The following is a 14836-nucleotide window of genomic DNA, read 5'->3' on the forward strand; positions in this document are numbered from 1 at the left end:
ATCAGTTGCCCGTTGGATCAGTTAGTCGTGCTGGACTGCGACGCCTTCGCATCGGCCGCCTGGTCGGGTGTGACAGCCGCCGCGCTGCCTCGCTGGGCGGGCACCAGAAGCCTGGTGTTCTGGACCCCGTATTTCCAGGGATCGACCATCTGCATGACAGTGTTGGCGGCCTGCGCCTCGCCGGCGCCGGTCGTCAGCCCCTCGGTGCGCACATAGTCGTCGCTGGTGCAGCCGGCGGCGAAGCCGGCAACCAGCAGGGCGATGCTCGATCTCAAGACCAGACGCATGGCTTCAGTCCTTCGGCAGGTCGAGGAAATGCCCGACCGTGGTGACGGCGGCCGGCTGCGCGACGTTGCCGGCCGTCATTGCCAGCGCGCGGTTGGCGTCGGACGCCTTCACTTCGTCGGTGTTGTTGAGGAAATAGTCGACGTTGCTGGCCGCCTGCGTGCCATCGGTCGGCTCGACGAGCTTCTTCGACGGATCGACCGGCTTGACCAGATAGGGCGTGACGATGATGACCAGATCGGTCTCGCGCCGCTGATAGGATTTCGAGGAGAACAGCGCCCCAAGCACCGGCATCTTGCCGAGGCCGGGAATGCGCGATGTGGTGATGTCGTTTTGCGACTGCAGCAAACCGGCGATCATGAAGCTCTGGCCGTTCTTCAGGTCGACCGACGTCTTGGCGCGGCGCACGATGAAACCGGGCACTGAGATGCTGCCGATGTTGTAGGAGGCCGAGGCGTCGATCGAGGAGACTTCCGGCGCGATGTCCAGGCTGACCAGCCCGTCCTTCAGAACGGTCGGCGTGAAATCCAGGCTGACGCCGTATTTCTTGTAGCTGACCGAGATCTTGCCGTTCTCTTCCGAGACCGGGATCGGGAATTCGCCACCGGCGAGGAAGCTCGCCGTCTGGCCGGACCGGGCGATCAGGTTCGGCTCGGCCAACCGCCGGGCGAGACCCCGTTCCTCCAGCGCCTTGATGGCGATATCGATCGACACGCCGTTCGACAGAAGCCGGCCGATGATCTCACCGGTGCCGGCCGCCGGCACAGTACCGGGATCGATCGAGACGTCGCGGCCACCAAGGCCGTAGGCGAAATTGGCGCTGTATTTGGCGCCTAGATCCTGGCCTGCCTGGCGGTTGATCTCGACGAAGCGGACATTGAGCTGGACCTGCTGCGACGACGAAATGTTGACCGAGTTGATCACTTCCTCATTGCCGGAAAAGCGTGTCGCGATCTTGTTTGCCTTTTCGGCGGCGACGGCGTCATCCGCCTCGCCCGACAGCACGACGCGGCCATTGGCCGAGCCGACCTTGATCCTGGCATCCGGCACGCTGGCGCGAATGGTGCTGGCCAACTGGTCGGTGTCGAGCGTCACCTCGATGTCGACGGTGCCGACGAGCTGCTTCTTCTCATCGAACAGCGCAATACCGGTGGTGCCGAGATTGTTGCCGAGCACATAGAAGGATTTATCGGTCAGCGGATTGACGTTGGCGATCTCCGGGTCGCCGATGACGATCTGGTAGAAGGCGGCACTGGTCATGATCGTCTTCGGCTTGCCCTTGGCAACCTTGATCGACGCATTCTTGGTCGACGACACATAGACGATCTCGTTGTCGGCCCTCGCCGAGGTGCCGAAGGCCAGCATCGCGGCAGCAGCCAGCGAAGCCGCGACAGCCACAGTGCGCAAAACGCGCAACCGTCCCATGACCCGATATGTGATCAGCCCGAACATTGTCCCGTCCCTCACCCAGTCCCCACTGGCTTCTATTTCTGGTCCCGCGAAGGAACCTGGTATTCCTCGGCCTTTGTGCCGCGCGTCACGATGACCGTCTTGAACTTCGGTTTCTCAGGCTCTTTCGCCACGGCATCGAACAACGAGCCGGCAGCGCCCTGCACATTCGAGGCGACCGATCCGCCGAAGGAAGAGATGGTGGTGACGCCGTTCTTGCCGTCGCCGCCTTCGCTGGAGGACCGAAGCGACAGCGACAAGGTGCCGACGGTCCGGGCAAGCGCCACTTTCTGCGCGCCGTCGGTCGTCACCTCGATGGTCACGGAATTGGCAATCTGCGGCGTCGTCTGGCGCTCGTCGGCGCCCTGCCCGACGCTCAGCACCTTGGCATCGTCAACGACGATCTCGGAGGTGATCGTCGAACCGGCAGCGCCTTGCGCGTTCTTGGCCACTTCCTGAATCTCGCCGGCATCGCGCGTCAGCACGACATCGACGCGATCACCCGGCGTCACGAAGCCGCCGACACCGGCTATCTCGTCGGTGCGGATGGTCACCGCCCGCATTCCCGGCGTCATCATGTTGGAAAGCGTCGCGCGGCCATTTGGTCCGGACAGCTTGGTCAGCAGCACCGGTTCGTTGACCTCGATCGGCGACAGCACCACGCGAGTGCCGTCGGCGAGCAAGGCATTGATGGTGGTGAAGGCGCCCTGCGGCACGGACTCTTGCGACCACGGGATTTCGCTGAGTTGCGCGCGGTCGAGCTCCATGCCGTAGCGCAATGGGGCATTCGCCACCACGATGGTCTTGAACTCGACCTTCGGCACAACAGGTGCCGGGATCGACGACGTCTTCTCTTCGGAATCGGCCTTGGCCTGGCTTTTGACCCAGAAATCCGCGGCAAAGATCGAGATCGCCCCGAAAACGGCGGCGATGCCGATCATCGATATGGCCTTGCCCCTCACGCCGAAACCCCTGATGCCCGCAGTTTCTTGTTTTGTTGGGCTTAACCCTAGGCGGCATTGTTAAAGATTCAGGAATTTTGCGCGGTGGTATTAGATCTATTTCCACCGGCTTGGTTATCGAATGGTTTTGGGTTAAGAGGGACCAGATCCCCGAACGGAACAGGAACCTCGGTCGCTTGGCGCTGAAAAGCGTGGCAGTATCGCGAGGTGATTCGCAGCACCGGACCCTATGGCAGGCATGGACGACAACAACGATCTCTTCGGCAATATGGACAAGCAGCCACAGCCGGTTCGCACACCCGCGCGCCCGGCGGATCCGCTGGTGCAAGCCACCAAGCGTCCTGCCGCGACCAAGGATGGCAGCGAGGGCTACAGCGCCGCCGACATCGAGGTGCTGGAAGGGCTGGAGCCGGTGCGCCGCCGGCCAGGCATGTATATCGGCGGCACCGACGACAAGGCGATGCACCATCTGTTCGCCGAGGTCATCGACAATTCGATGGACGAAGCGGTTGCCGGCCATGCGACCTTCATCGATGTCGAACTCTCGGCCGACGGCTATCTCGCCGTCACCGACAATGGCCGCGGCATTCCCGTCGACCCGCATCCGAAGTTCAAGAAGCCGGCGCTCGAAGTGATCATGACGACGCTGCATTCGGGCGGCAAGTTCGACTCCAAGGTCTATGAGACATCAGGCGGCCTGCATGGCGTCGGTGTGTCCGTGGTCAACGCGCTGTCGGACCATCTCGAGGTCGAGGTCGCGCGTGGCCGCCAGCTCTATCGCCAGCGCTTTTCGCGCGGCGTTCCCGTGACCGGTCTGGAGCAGTTGGGCGAGGTCCACAACCGGCGCGGAACAAAAATCCGATTCCACCCCGACGAGCAGATTTTCGGCAAGGGCGCGGCGTTCGAACCGGCGCGGCTCTACCGCATGACGCGCTCGAAAGCCTATCTGTTCGGCGGCGTCGAGATCCGCTGGACCTGCGATCCGTCCCTGATCAAGGAAAAGGATCAGACGCCGGCCAAGGCGGAATTCCATTTTCCCGGCGGCCTGAAGGACTATCTCAAGGCATCGCTCGGCGACGACTTCCAGGTGACGCGCGAAATCTTCGCCGGCAAGAGCGAGAAACAAGGCGGCCATGGCTCGCTCGAATGGGCGGTGACCTGGTTCGGCGGCGACGGCTTCATCAATTCCTACTGCAACACCATCCCGACCGGCGAAGGCGGCACCCACGAGGCCGGCTTCCGCAATGTGCTGACGCGGGGCTTGCGCGCCTATGCCGATCTCGTCGGCAACAAGCGCGCCTCGATCGTCACCTCGGAAGACGTCATGATCTCGGCGGCGGGCATGCTGTCGGTGTTCATCCGCGAGCCGGAATTCGTCGGCCAGACCAAGGACAGGCTGGCGACGATCGAGGCGATCCGCATCGTCGAGACCGCGATCCGCGACCCGTTCGACCATTGGCTGGCCGACAATCCGCAGGAAGCGTCGAAGCTTCTCGAATGGGTGATCGCGCGCGCCGACGAGCGGGTGCGCCGGCGCCAGGAAAAGGAAGTGTCGCGCAAGAGCGCGGTGCGCAAATTGCGGCTGCCAGGCAAGCTCGCCGACTGCACGCAGAATGCCGCGGCCGGCGCCGAACTGTTCATCGTCGAAGGTGACTCGGCCGGCGGATCGGCCAAGCAGGCGCGCGATCGCGCCAGCCAGGCCGTCCTGCCGCTGCGCGGAAAAATCCTCAACGTCGCCAGCGCCGGCAACGACAAACTTGCCGGCAACCAGCAGATCTCGGACCTGATTCAGGCGCTCGGCTGCGGCACGCGATCGAAATACCGCGACGAGGATTTGCGCTACGACCGCGTCATCATCATGACCGACGCCGACGTCGACGGCGCCCACATTGCCTCGCTGCTGATCACCTTCTTCTACCAGGAGATGCCGGCACTGGTGCGTGGTGGCCACCTCTATCTGGCGGTGCCGCCGCTTTACTCGATCAGGCAAGGCGGCAAGGTCGCCTATGCCCGGGATGACGCGCACAAGGACGAGCTTATGCGCACCGAATTTACCGGGCGCGGCAAGGTCGAGCTTGGCCGCTTCAAGGGTCTGGGCGAGATGATGGCCGCCCAGCTCAAGGAAACCACCATGGATCCGAGGAAGCGCACGCTGCTCAGGATCGACGTGATCGACGCCGAGGCCGCGACCAAGGACGCCGTCGAGGCGTTGATGGGCACCAAGCCGGAGGCCCGCTTCCGCTTCATCCAGGAACGCGCCGAGTTCGCCGAGACGGAAGTGCTGGATATCTAAGCGCCAGCCGGTTTAGCTTGCGCTTCTGATACGGAGCAGCATGTGATCTCGACGCGGCTGAAAGCCCATTTCGAAACCAGTCTGGCCGAGTTGACGCAACCGACGCGTTCGGACTGGATTTTCGCGCTGCGCACCGTTTCGGCCGGCCTGATCGCGCTGCTGGCCGCCTATGCGCTGAAGCTCGACCACCCGCAATGGGCCATGATGACGGTGTTCATCGTCGCCCAGCCGGTTGCTGGCATGGTGCTGGCGAAGGGCTTCTACCGGCTGCTCGGCACGCTGGTCGGCGGCGTCGCTGCGATCGGCATCACCACCGTTTTCGGCACCGGCCCCTGGGCGCTGGTGACGGTGCTTGCGGTCTGGATCGGCATCTGCACCTTCGTCTCGTCGCTGCTGCGCAATCCCGAAGCCTATGGTGCTGCCCTTGCCGGCTACACCGCGATGATCATCGGCCTGCCCGCCTTCGGACAGCCGCACCTCGTCGTCGACCTCGCGGTCGCACGCTGTGCCGAGATCGTGCTCGGCATCGTCTGCGCCGGCCTGACCAGCCGGCTGATCCTGCCGAAACTGGCCAGCGACGCCATCATCTCGCGGTTGAAACGCTGCATCCTCGATCTGGCGACATACGCGGGCGGTGCGTTCTCAGGCGGCGATCCGGCAATGCTGTCGGGCCTACACCGTAAGCTGGTCGCCGACACCCAGAAGCTTGGCGAGATGCGCGCCTATGCCAGGCTCGAGGCGCCAAGCTTCGCGCCGCGCGCCCATCCGATCCGGCGCACCATCGGACAGCTTCTCTCGGCGCTGTCGGCGGCACGCGCGCTGCATTCGCACGCCGCCCCGAACAATGCGGCGCTCATTCCGGTGCGCTCGGAATTACAATCGCTGGTCAGTGAGTTGGCGACGAAGCCCGGCGCGCTGGACGATACGGCGCTGTGGGTGGCTCGGCTCGATGCGATTGCCGGAAACGCCCGGCAAATGCCCGATGCCTCGACCGACCAGGGCGACGACAGGGTCGGCACCATCACCCGCCTTACCATTGCCGCCGATTTCGCCGAGGCGCTCAAGCAGGTGCTGCGCGGCCTCGACGCCTTGCGCGCGCCTGCCACGCGCCCGGTTCGCGGCAGCAGGCAACCCGCGCTGGTGGTGCATCGCGATTATGGCGGCGCGTCGCGCAACGCCGTGCGCGCTGCCCTTGCCACGCTGCTTGTCGCGGCCTTCTGGCTGACGACGAAATGGTCGGAAGCGGCCGGCACGGTCATTCTCGTTGCCGTCGTATCGAGCCTGTTTGCCGCTCGCCCCGACCCCGTACAGGTGGCCTGGGGCTTCTTCAAGGGAACGCTGCTCGCTTTGCCCTTTGCCTTTCTTGTCGGCCAGATCGCGCTGCCCGCTTTGCCCGGCTTCGGCTGGTTCATGCTGTTTGTCGTGCCCATCCTGGTGCCGACGGCGCTGGCCATGGCCAATCCACGCTATGTCGGCGTGGCCACGGCCTTCGCCATCAATTTCCTCGCCTTCCTCAATCCGCATCAGGCAATGACCTACGATCCCGGGCCCTTCTTCGCCGGTTCGGCGTCGATCCTGGTCGGCATACTGCTGGCGATCGGTGTCTTCATCGTCGTGCTCCCGGCCGATCCATGGCTCGCGGCCAACCGCATCGTGCGCGCCATGCGCGAGGATCTGGCGCGGCTTTGCCTGCATGAGCGCGTGCCGAGACGTTCGGCCTTCGAGAGCCTCGCCTATGACCGCATCAACCAGCTGATGCCGCTGGTGCAGAACGCCGGCAGGAAGGGCGATGCGGTTCTGGGCGGCGGCGTCGCCGCCGTCACGGTCGGCCTGGAGATCCTGCGACTGCGCGACGCAAGCCAGGGCCATGCCATCCCATCCGAAACCGCGCTTTCGATTACCAACTTCCTAAGAGGGTTGGCGCGCGAACTGCTCTTCCGCGCCCCCGGCGATCCGCAGACCTCGACCGTCGCCGTCGCCCGCCAATATGTGGCGAGGATCGCCCAACGAAACGGCACTGGCGAGATGCTGCAGATCGCGGCATCGCTGCGCATCATCGCCGCCGCGATGGAGGATTTTCCGGATTTCTTCGCGAGGGATCGGGTTTAGTCACGCTGGTGTGATGGTCACACATCCAGCCTGCGCCCGTCGCGGGCAACGTCATACGCGATCGTATTTCGCGAATCCCAGCTTGCAGCCAATTCGCTCGATGTGGTGGAGAGAATTGTAGCGGGAATTCCGACCTCGTTCTGAATCATCCAGCCAACGAGCGGGTCGAGCAGTTCCGGTTTAGCGTCGTCAGCCAAGGCAACGAGAATATCCCAGTCACTGTCAGGTCGATTGTCGCCCCGCGCCCGGCTGCCGAATAGCCATATAGAATCGGGATTCATGCGAACCTTGATCTCATCGATCAACGGCTTGATTTCGGTCGGGCACTTCAGGCGTTTTGAGGCACGATGGCGCATACCCAACACTATACCAACTGATAGTATAAGCTAGGCTATCGCCCGGCGCGTGTCCGTGCGCATTCTCGCGCAGCGCGTCGAGGACTCCCGCATTTTCTCCGCAGCGAACGGAGTTGAATTTCCGCAAAGGCCTTTTCTAGGCACCTTCAGGGCGCGGCATTGCAAGTGCGTTTCGAATGGCTCCTGCAAAGATATTCAAATTTTCAGACCCATCTAAGAGTCTGACTCATAATGTTTTTGAAGCGGATCAATGGTTTGCCAGCCTGCGCGTCATGAGCTGAGCGGAGGCCAGCAAGAGCCATGCGGTGGAACTTTCGATCGTGGCCTCGAAGTCCTTGGCCAGGCGTCGGTTTCGTCCGAACCATGCAAAGGTGCGCTCGACGACCCATCGACGTGGAAGCACTTCGAAGCCCTTGGCGGTGTCGGATCGTTTGATGATTTCGAGCGTCCAGTCGCCTTTCCCATGAAGGGCGGTCTCAAGCTTCTCACCGGCGTAAGCGCCGTCGGCGAAGACGTGGCGCAGCCAAGGAAAGCTGGCTCGAATGGAGGCCAGAACGTCGGGAGCGCCGTCGCGGTCCTGGATATCGGCGGTATGGATGACCGCGCCGACGAGCAAACCCAGGGTGTCGGTGAGGATATGGCGCTTGCGGCCTTTGATCTTCTTGCCGGCATCGTAACCGCAAGGCCCGCCGCTCTCCGTGGTTTTCACGCTTTGACTGTCGATCACGCCGGCGCTGGGTGAGGCTTGGCGACCGGTGGCCAGACGCACGCTCATCAGCAGCAGATGATTGATGGTGCTCCAAAGGCCGCAGTCGCGCCAAGCGTAGAAGTAGCGCTGCAGCGTCGACACCGGCGGCAAGTCCCTGGGCAGCATCCGCCATGGCAAGCCACTGCGCAGCACGTAGAACAGTCCATTCATGATCTCGCGCCGCGACCATTTCGGCGGGCGCCCAAGTCGGGACCGGGGCGGAATCACCGGATCAAGAACCGCCCACTCCATATCCGTCAAATCGCTTGAATACCGCAGCCCTTTGCGGGCATGCTTGGCTCGGGTGATATCGGTCCACATGGGATTCTCCGTCGATGCTTCGCAACACCGACTGAATCACAAGCCGCTGATATCACCCAACTTCTTTTCGGGTCAGACACTAAGAATGCATCCCTTAGACCTCTTGTTATCTCAAGTTGAACGCCTCGGCCCATTTTTCCCAGATTGCAAATGTTCCGGCGGTTAGTCGCCGCGTGATTGCCCGTAGACATTGTCTGACTGCCAAAACCAGCTTCACCAATTTTTCTCGAAATTTGATCCCGAAGCCAAATGTCCATTCCGCCAACATCAACTTTTTTCGACGACCCTTCGAGTCCATGCACTGCGATCACCACATCACACGGTTTTATCAACGCTAAACATTGGGGCTCATCAAATCGCGTAGAAGTAATATGGAACCGCTCATGCTTAGCGTCGACCAAGCCTTCGAAACAATAAAATTGGAAATCATCTTCGGCGATTGCCAACGCGATTTCGGAAGTTCCTGGTTCAATCGTTCCACCATGGGGTGCAATTATAGCAATATTTGACGCTCTCCTTTTGGAGAATCTTCGAAAATGAGTGCCTTCGCGTTCGGCTTTCTCAAGTTCTGCAAAATCGCAATATCGATCCCCCATGCCCCCTCCCAACCAGCGGATTTATCCGTCTCAAATATACATGTACTGAGGATGGGCACGATAGTATTAGACTAGAAGGTTGGCAAAGAGCCTTCTCATCGATCGTCGAGCAGATGTCATTTCCACCTGTTTGGAAAATCGAAAATCCACTGCGCGATATCGAGAGCGTCTTGCATCTAAGCCGCCGCGATCGCCAGCGCGTGACCCCGCGCGTTCTCGCGCAGCGCATCGAGATGGATCGACTTGACCAGCGTGGCAAGATCGCCTTCGGCGGATTGCCCGCCCACTTCCTTGAGCATCAGCCAGCTGACCTCCTGCACACCGGCGACGCGCTTGCCGTTGGCGACCTCGCGCCAGATCTTCAGTGCGCGCAGGATGATGGCGTGGGTGGCGGCGGCGAGGCCGGCGCTGCGGAACAGCGCCTGCAGCGCGACGTCATGCCCGCCGGCCAGCAGCGCCCTCACCCTTTGTTCGGACTGCTGGCTGAGCGCGACCAGCGCCGAACCGAAGAAATCGACCTTGCCATGCGCGATGGTGCGGATGAGAAAGCTGGCGGTGAGATCGCCACGCAGCCTGAGATGCTCGATCAACGCGGAATGCTCTTCCTGGCGCGTGCCCTCGATCAGCGTCACCGAAGCCTTGACGCAGGCGTCACGCATGACGCGGTCGGCTCGCGCCGCGCCCATCAATGCCATCACCAGCGGCGACGTTTTCAGCATCTCGCCGAGCTTGACGAGCAGCATATGCCGGCAGTCGGCAGGCAGGCGCGCGTCCGATATCAGCGCCTCGCGCACCAAAGGCAGATGGCCGTGGCGTTCGGCCATGCGGCGGAAGCTGAGCAAAGCGATGTCGGCGCCGCTGTTGGCGAGCAGCACGGCGCAGGCTTCCGCCTCGCCGATCTCGGCGATGGCCGCCGACAGCGCCATCGACACCAGCGGCCGGTCGGCGATCAATTTTTGCGTCGCCTTCGGACTCGAGGCCACGCGGTTGATCAGATCGGCATCGGTGAGCAGCGGTGAGCGCGCCAGCACCACGCCGGCGACTTCCGGCTGGTCGGAGGCAAGCACGCTGATGATCTGCAATGGCGCGTGGTGGCTCATCGACAGCGCCTCGGCCATCGCCAGACGCACCTTCGACGAGGCATCGTCGAGCAGCAGCGTCAGTGCTGCCTCGGCGGCGCAGCGGTCCTCGAATGGCAGGTCGGAATTGACATAGGCTCGGGCCAGCGCGCTCGCCGCGGCGGCGCGCTCCGACACCCTGGCGGTGTAGATCCATTTCAGGAAATGCGAAACAACAACCATGCCCGTCTGCTTACGCCCCTTGCCAGAAGGTTCTGGCCCCGTTCAGGACCGTAAGCAGAAATGGTTTACGAACGGTTCACCATGTTCATTAACTGGCTTGCGAGCCCCGAACGCAGCGCCTATCAACCCCATGGGCAGCAGAGGAGCAGGATATGGCCGGGCTTTATTTGGAAGAGTTCGTCGTTGGCCATGTCTTCCAGCACACGCTGCGCAAGACCGTCACCGAAAGCGACAACATGCTGTTTTCGGTTATGACGCTGAACCCGCAGCCGCTGCATATCGATTTCGATTTTGCCGCCAAGAGCGAATGGGGCAAGCCGCTGGTCAACTCGCTGTTCACGCTCGGCCTGATGATCGGCATCTCGGTCAACGACATCACCGTCGGCACCACGGTGGCCAATCTCGGCATGAAGGAGACCGTGTTTCCGCATCCGGTCTTCCATGGCGATACCATCCGGGTCGAGACGACAGTCATCTCGGTGCGGGAGTCGAAATCGAAACCCGATCGCGGTATCGTCGAATTCGAGCATCGCGCCTACAACCAGCATGGCGATCTCGTCGCCAAATGCACCAGGCAAGCGATGATGCTGAAGAAGGCGATCTGACGCATGCGTTCGCTGCTGTTCGTCCCCGGCGATTCCCAGAGGAAGCTGGAAAAGGGTTTTGGTGCCGGCGCCGACGTGGTCATCGTCGACCTCGAGGATTCCGTGGCGCCGCACAACAAGGCGCTGGCGCGCGAGGTGGCGGCGCGCTTCATCCTGGAACGCAGGGCGCGAACCAGTTCAGCCATCTATGTCAGGGTCAACGACCTGTCGACCGGGCTGACGGATGACGATCTGGCGGCGTTGGTGCCGGCACGACCCGACGGCATCATGCTGCCCAAGTCGAACAGCGGCCAGGATGTGCAGCACCTGTCGGCAAAGCTCAGGGTGCGCGAGGCCGAAAACGATCTGACCGACGGCGCGATCAAGATCCTGCCGATCATCACCGAAACGCCGGCCGGCGTGCTGGCGGCGGCGACCTATGCCGGCACGAGCGCGCGGCTTGCCGGTCTCACCTGGGGCGCAGAAGACCTGTCGGCGGCGATCGGCGCGCGCACGGCGCGCGACGAGCGCGGCCGCTACACGGACGTGTTCCGTCACGCTCGCACCATGACCATACTCGCCGCGGGTGCGGCGGAGGTTGCGGCGATCGACACCGTCTTTCCGAATTTTCGCGACATGGCGGCCTTCGAAGCAGAATGCACCGAAGCCGAGCGCGATGGCTTCACCGGTAAGATGGCGATCCATCCCGATCAGGTGCCGGTCATCAACGCCGCCTTCACGCCGTCAGCCGAGGCGGTGAGACAATCGGCGGCGATCGTCGCGGCATTCCAGGCGGCGGGAAATCCCGGCGTCGTCGGCATCGACGGCAAGATGTACGACCGCCCCCATCTGCGGCTGGCCGAACGACTTCTGGCGCGGGCCAAGGCGGCGGGAGTCTCGGCCTAATCCTTGTCCCAGCGCGGTCGGCGCATCGAAAACACCTCGTCGACGCTGGCGTAGTCCATATAGCCGAGACGAGCGACGTTGCCGGCCTTGGTGATGTCGAACAGGCCGTCAGTCAGGAAGGCATCGTCGATGTGCACGCCGACCACTTCGCCGGCCACGACCACAGCACTTGTCGGCGATCCGTCCAGCGCCTTTGGCCGAAAGACTTCCGTCACCTTGCACTCAAGCGCTGCCGGCGCTGCCGCCACGCGCGGCGGCGCGACCAGGCGCGACGGCGCCATGGCAAGATCGGCATAGACGAACTCATTGACGCCGCGCGGTGCATTGACCGATGTGCGGTTCATCTTCTCCGCAAGATCGCGGCTGACCAGATTGGCGACGAACTCGCCGGTCTCCTGCGCAAAGGAGGCGCTGTCCTTCTCACCCTCTGAGGAAAACCAGACGATGAACGGCCGCGTCGAAACGGCATTGAAGAAGGAGTATGGCGCGAGGTTGATCTCACCAGCCCTGTTCAGCGTCGAAATCCAGCCGATCGGACGCGGCGCCACGATCGCCTTCGACGGGTCGTGTGGCAGACCGTGGCCCTTTGAAGGCTCATAAAACATTCAACCGTTCCATGGTCCCGAATAGTCGCCGTAAAGCTTTGCCGGATCCGGCCGCGGCCGCTCCGGCGCCGGGCCGGCATAGGAGCCGATATGGACGAAACCGATAACCCGCTCCTGCGGCGCCAGTCCTAGCAGCGCCCGGCCCTCCGGTACATCGGAATACCAGTTGCTGATCATGTTGGTGCCATAACCCAGCGCGTTGGCTGATATCATCAGGTTCATCGCCGCCATGCCGCCTGAGAGGAACATTTCCCATTGCGGGATCTTTGGATTCTCCCTGGGGATCGACACGATGCCGATCACCAGCGGCGCGCGCGAGAACCGCGCCAGTTCCTGGTTGCGGCGGCCTTCCGGCAAGGGGCCCTCCCGCTGCTCGGCAAGGGCGGCCAGTTGTCTGCCGATCTCAACGCGAGCGTCGCCACGGTAGAGGATGAAGCGCCAGGGCTCCAATCGGCCATGGTCGGGCACCCGGGAGGCAGCGGCGATCATCGTGGCGATCTCCGCATCGCTCGGCGCCGGCTCCTTCAAATCGGGGATCGGAGCGGAGTTTCGGGTCAGCAGGAAATCGATGATCGGCGACGCCATGGGCGCAAGTCTCCTAGACATTCTGTTTTGAGCTGAAGCGCACCATCGGGAATTCGGGCGGCTCGGGCATTGGCGCGGATACGCCGGAGGTAAGAGTCATACTGATCGGACTCTTAAGCCTTGAAATTGCCACCGCCATGGGCTTCAACGCAAGGCATGTTTGAGGGGACTGTCCGTCTTTTCCTGGTCTGGCTCGGCGCCCTGCTGTTCATGGCGCCGGTTTCGTTCGCCATGGCGCAGAACGTCGACGGTGTCACCGACCTGAAGCTTCCGGGAATTTCGAGCTACGCGACGCCGAAAGGCGAGACATCGCTGGCGCTGAGCGGCGGCGGCGCCATCACACTGTCCGCCCAGTTGACCGACAAGGGCGCCGACATCACGCGCGGCATTGTCTGGCGGGTCTTCAAGCCCGAAGCCGTCAACGGCAAATTGCCGATGGTCGCCTCGTCCCATGGCGGCTCCGCCGTCTTCCAGCTCGAGCCCGGCAGCTACCTGGTTCACGCCTCCTACGGCCGGGCCGGCGCCACCAAGCGCATCACTGTCGGCAAGGACGCCAAGCGCGAGAGCCTCGTGCTCGATGCCGGTGGCCTCAAGCTCGACGCGGTGCTCTCCGGCGGCGTGCGCATTCCACCGAAGAAGCTGCGCTTTTCGATCTACGAGGGCACCGCCGAGGCCAATGGCGACCGCGCGCTGATCATTCCCGATGTCGAGCCCAACAGCGTCGTGCGGCTCAACGCCGGCATCTACCACATCGTCTCGACCTATGGCGCGGTCAACGCGGTCATCCGCTCCGACATCCGCGTCGAGGCCGGCAAGCTGACCGAAGCCACCGTCGAGCACCACGCCGCCGAGATCACGATGAAGCTGGTGCGCGAAACCGGCGGCGAGGCGATCGCCGACACGTCCTGGTCGCTGCTCAACGAATCCGGCGATCCGATCAAGGAAACCGTCGGCGCCTTCGCCTCGATGGTGCTGGCCGAGGGCGACTACACCATCATCGCCAAGAACCGCGACCGCATCTATCAGAAGGATTTTACGGTCGTCGCCGGGCAGAACCAAGAAATCGAGGTTCTGGCCACCGAGGCCGCGGCGATGGACCCCGAAGAAGGCGCGGATTAGATTGTAGTTCGCACTTCCTACCGGGGGAATCAGGTGTCTGCGTCATCCTCTGAACCGGCCGGATAATCCTGTCCGCCGTAGAGCACGCGCAGGATGACCACGGTGCCACCGTCGACCCGGAAAACGATCGACACGCGGCGTTCAAAACCGACGATGCGGACGCCGGGGCCAACGGTGTCGCGCACGGTCCCGCGTTCCGGGAAGGTGGACAGCGCCATGCACGCGGCCTCTATGCGATCGACATAGTCGCCGGCACGCCGACTCCCGCTGTCGTTTTCGATGTAGTTGTAGATGGCGAAGAGGTCGGCTTGAGCCGCCGGCCTGAAGACGACCTTATGTGTCACGCTTGGAGGTCTTCATGCGGTCCGCATGATGGGCGCGCAGCGCTTTGAAGACCTCTTCTGCCGGGATGTCTGGACGCGGGTCGTCAAGAGCTTCCTGGACCTTGGCGCGCATGATCGCGGTGATGGTCTGCTCCTCACGGTCGAGGGCACGCAGCGCGGCGCGCATGACCTCGCTGGCGGAGTCGTAGGCGCCCGACGCCAGGCGTGCGTCGACGCTGCTCTGCTGGCGGCCAAGGGTCACGGTGATCGGTTTGCTGGTTCTCATGGCAAGTC

Annotated in this window: 16 protein-coding genes; 5 read left to right on the forward strand and 11 right to left on the reverse strand. The window is 62.8% G+C overall.

The features are described 5' to 3' along the window. Positions 1-17: 17 nt before the first annotated feature. Genes ACFOJ9_RS17170 through cpaB form a run of 3 tightly spaced genes read right to left on the reverse strand, consistent with a single transcriptional unit; the run spans position 18 to position 2696 of the window. Entirely contained in the window at positions 18-287 is a 270-nt protein-coding gene (locus tag ACFOJ9_RS17170) for a hypothetical protein (RefSeq protein WP_378980123.1), read from the reverse strand. 4 nt (positions 288-291) lie between these two features. Beyond that, entirely contained in the window at positions 292-1710 is a 1419-nt protein-coding gene (locus tag ACFOJ9_RS17175) for a type II and III secretion system protein family protein (RefSeq protein ID WP_378987824.1), read from the reverse strand. 59 nt (positions 1711-1769) lie between these two features. Continuing rightward, positions 1770-2696 carry a Flp pilus assembly protein CpaB gene (gene cpaB, locus ACFOJ9_RS17180; protein ID WP_378980125.1) on the reverse strand — a complete coding sequence of 309 codons (927 nt, stop codon included), beginning with the start codon at positions 2694-2696 and terminating at the stop codon, positions 1770-1772. Positions 2697-2934: 238 nt separating this feature from the next. Between cpaB and parE the strand changes: the two genes are divergently transcribed. Next, positions 2935-4989, forward strand: coding sequence for a DNA topoisomerase IV subunit B (gene parE, locus ACFOJ9_RS17185; protein ID WP_378980127.1), 2055 nt, complete (start codon positions 2935-2937; stop codon positions 4987-4989). Positions 4990-5031: 42 nt separating this feature from the next. Beyond that, entirely contained in the window at positions 5032-7098 is a 2067-nt protein-coding gene (locus ACFOJ9_RS17190; RefSeq protein WP_378980129.1) for an FUSC family protein, read from the forward strand. Positions 7099-7115: 17 nt separating this feature from the next. Here the strand turns inward: ACFOJ9_RS17190 and ACFOJ9_RS17195 are convergent, their stop codons facing one another. The 4 genes from ACFOJ9_RS17195 to ACFOJ9_RS17210 form a co-directional block, all read right to left on the reverse strand. Next, on the reverse strand, positions 7116-7454 hold the full coding sequence (locus tag ACFOJ9_RS17195; protein WP_378980131.1) for a nucleotidyltransferase family protein: 339 nt from the start codon (positions 7452-7454) through the stop codon (positions 7116-7118). 247 nt (positions 7455-7701) lie between these two features. Beyond that, positions 7702-8523 (reverse strand): IS5 family transposase, encoded by an 822-nt coding sequence (locus ACFOJ9_RS17200; RefSeq protein WP_378976343.1) that lies wholly within the window; start codon positions 8521-8523, stop codon positions 7702-7704. Further along, the gene (locus ACFOJ9_RS17205; RefSeq protein ID WP_378980133.1) at positions 8460-9119 is read right to left on the reverse strand and encodes a poly-gamma-glutamate hydrolase family protein; all 660 of its coding nucleotides are present in this window, start codon (positions 9117-9119) and stop codon (positions 8460-8462) included. Before ACFOJ9_RS17205 ends, ACFOJ9_RS17200 begins: the two co-directional genes overlap by 64 nt. A 176-nt stretch (positions 9120-9295) precedes the next feature. Next, the gene (locus ACFOJ9_RS17210; protein WP_378980135.1) at positions 9296-10420 is read right to left on the reverse strand and encodes a DUF2336 domain-containing protein; all 1125 of its coding nucleotides are present in this window, start codon (positions 10418-10420) and stop codon (positions 9296-9298) included. Between the two features lie 152 nt (positions 10421-10572). On the opposite strand from ACFOJ9_RS17210, the gene ACFOJ9_RS17215 reads away from it, so the two are divergent. Next, positions 10573-11025 (forward strand): MaoC family dehydratase, encoded by a 453-nt coding sequence (locus ACFOJ9_RS17215; protein ID WP_109671518.1) that lies wholly within the window; start codon positions 10573-10575, stop codon positions 11023-11025. A 3-nt stretch (positions 11026-11028) separates the two neighbouring features. Further along, positions 11029-11910 carry an HpcH/HpaI aldolase/citrate lyase family protein gene (locus ACFOJ9_RS17220; protein ID WP_378980136.1) on the forward strand — a complete coding sequence of 294 codons (882 nt, stop codon included), beginning with the start codon at positions 11029-11031 and terminating at the stop codon, positions 11908-11910. Here the strand turns inward: ACFOJ9_RS17220 and ACFOJ9_RS17225 are convergent. Further along, complete coding sequence (locus tag ACFOJ9_RS17225; RefSeq protein WP_378980138.1) at positions 11907-12515, reverse strand: flavin reductase family protein; 609 nt, start codon at positions 12513-12515, stop codon at positions 11907-11909. The genes ACFOJ9_RS17220 and ACFOJ9_RS17225 overlap by 4 nt on opposite strands. After that, entirely contained in the window at positions 12516-13100 is a 585-nt protein-coding gene (locus tag ACFOJ9_RS17230; protein ID WP_378980140.1) for a nitroreductase family protein, read from the reverse strand. It lies immediately after the preceding gene. Between the two features lie 156 nt (positions 13101-13256). On the opposite strand from ACFOJ9_RS17230, the gene ACFOJ9_RS17235 reads away from it, so the two are divergent. Continuing rightward, entirely contained in the window at positions 13257-14219 is a 963-nt protein-coding gene (locus ACFOJ9_RS17235; RefSeq protein ID WP_378980142.1) for a hypothetical protein, read from the forward strand. A 29-nt stretch (positions 14220-14248) separates the two neighbouring features. Here the strand turns inward: ACFOJ9_RS17235 and ACFOJ9_RS17240 are convergent, their stop codons facing one another. Then, the gene (locus ACFOJ9_RS17240) at positions 14249-14563 is read right to left on the reverse strand and encodes a type II toxin-antitoxin system RelE/ParE family toxin (RefSeq protein WP_183451696.1); all 315 of its coding nucleotides are present in this window, start codon (positions 14561-14563) and stop codon (positions 14249-14251) included. Next, positions 14553-14828 carry a type II toxin-antitoxin system ParD family antitoxin gene (locus tag ACFOJ9_RS17245; RefSeq protein WP_378980143.1) on the reverse strand — a complete coding sequence of 92 codons (276 nt, stop codon included), beginning with the start codon at positions 14826-14828 and terminating at the stop codon, positions 14553-14555. The genes ACFOJ9_RS17240 and ACFOJ9_RS17245 overlap by 11 nt, the downstream gene beginning before the upstream one ends. Positions 14829-14836: the final 8 nt, after the last annotated feature.

This window comes from Mesorhizobium cantuariense (genome assembly GCF_042647205.1).
GTDB lineage: Bacteria > Pseudomonadota > Alphaproteobacteria > Rhizobiales > Rhizobiaceae > Mesorhizobium > Mesorhizobium cantuariense.

Excerpts from the sequence above, each read along its gene's own strand:
- ACFOJ9_RS17170 (WP_378980123.1), bottom strand. The coding sequence starts at position 287 with ATGCGTCTGGTCTTGAGATCGAGCATCGCCCTGCTGGTTGCCGGCTTC.
- ACFOJ9_RS17175 (WP_378987824.1), bottom strand. The coding sequence starts at position 1,710 with ATGGGACGGTTGCGCGTTTTGCGCACTGTGGCTGTCGCGGCTTCGCTG.
- parE (WP_378980127.1), top strand. The coding sequence starts at position 2,935 with ATGGACGACAACAACGATCTCTTCGGCAATATGGACAAGCAGCCACAG.
- ACFOJ9_RS17195 (WP_378980131.1), bottom strand. The coding sequence starts at position 7,454 with ATGCGCCATCGTGCCTCAAAACGCCTGAAGTGCCCGACCGAAATCAAG.
- ACFOJ9_RS17200 (WP_378976343.1), bottom strand. The coding sequence starts at position 8,523 with ATGTGGACCGATATCACCCGAGCCAAGCATGCCCGCAAAGGGCTGCGG.
- ACFOJ9_RS17205 (WP_378980133.1), bottom strand. The coding sequence starts at position 9,119 with ATGGGGGATCGATATTGCGATTTTGCAGAACTTGAGAAAGCCGAACGC.
- ACFOJ9_RS17210 (WP_378980135.1), bottom strand. The coding sequence starts at position 10,420 with ATGGTTGTTGTTTCGCATTTCCTGAAATGGATCTACACCGCCAGGGTG.
- ACFOJ9_RS17215 (WP_109671518.1), top strand. The coding sequence starts at position 10,573 with ATGGCCGGGCTTTATTTGGAAGAGTTCGTCGTTGGCCATGTCTTCCAG.
- ACFOJ9_RS17220 (WP_378980136.1), top strand. The coding sequence starts at position 11,029 with ATGCGTTCGCTGCTGTTCGTCCCCGGCGATTCCCAGAGGAAGCTGGAA.
- ACFOJ9_RS17225 (WP_378980138.1), bottom strand. The coding sequence starts at position 12,515 with ATGTTTTATGAGCCTTCAAAGGGCCACGGTCTGCCACACGACCCGTCG.
- ACFOJ9_RS17230 (WP_378980140.1), bottom strand. The coding sequence starts at position 13,100 with ATGGCGTCGCCGATCATCGATTTCCTGCTGACCCGAAACTCCGCTCCG.
- ACFOJ9_RS17235 (WP_378980142.1), top strand. The coding sequence starts at position 13,257 with ATGTTTGAGGGGACTGTCCGTCTTTTCCTGGTCTGGCTCGGCGCCCTG.
- ACFOJ9_RS17245 (WP_378980143.1), bottom strand. The coding sequence starts at position 14,828 with ATGAGAACCAGCAAACCGATCACCGTGACCCTTGGCCGCCAGCAGAGC.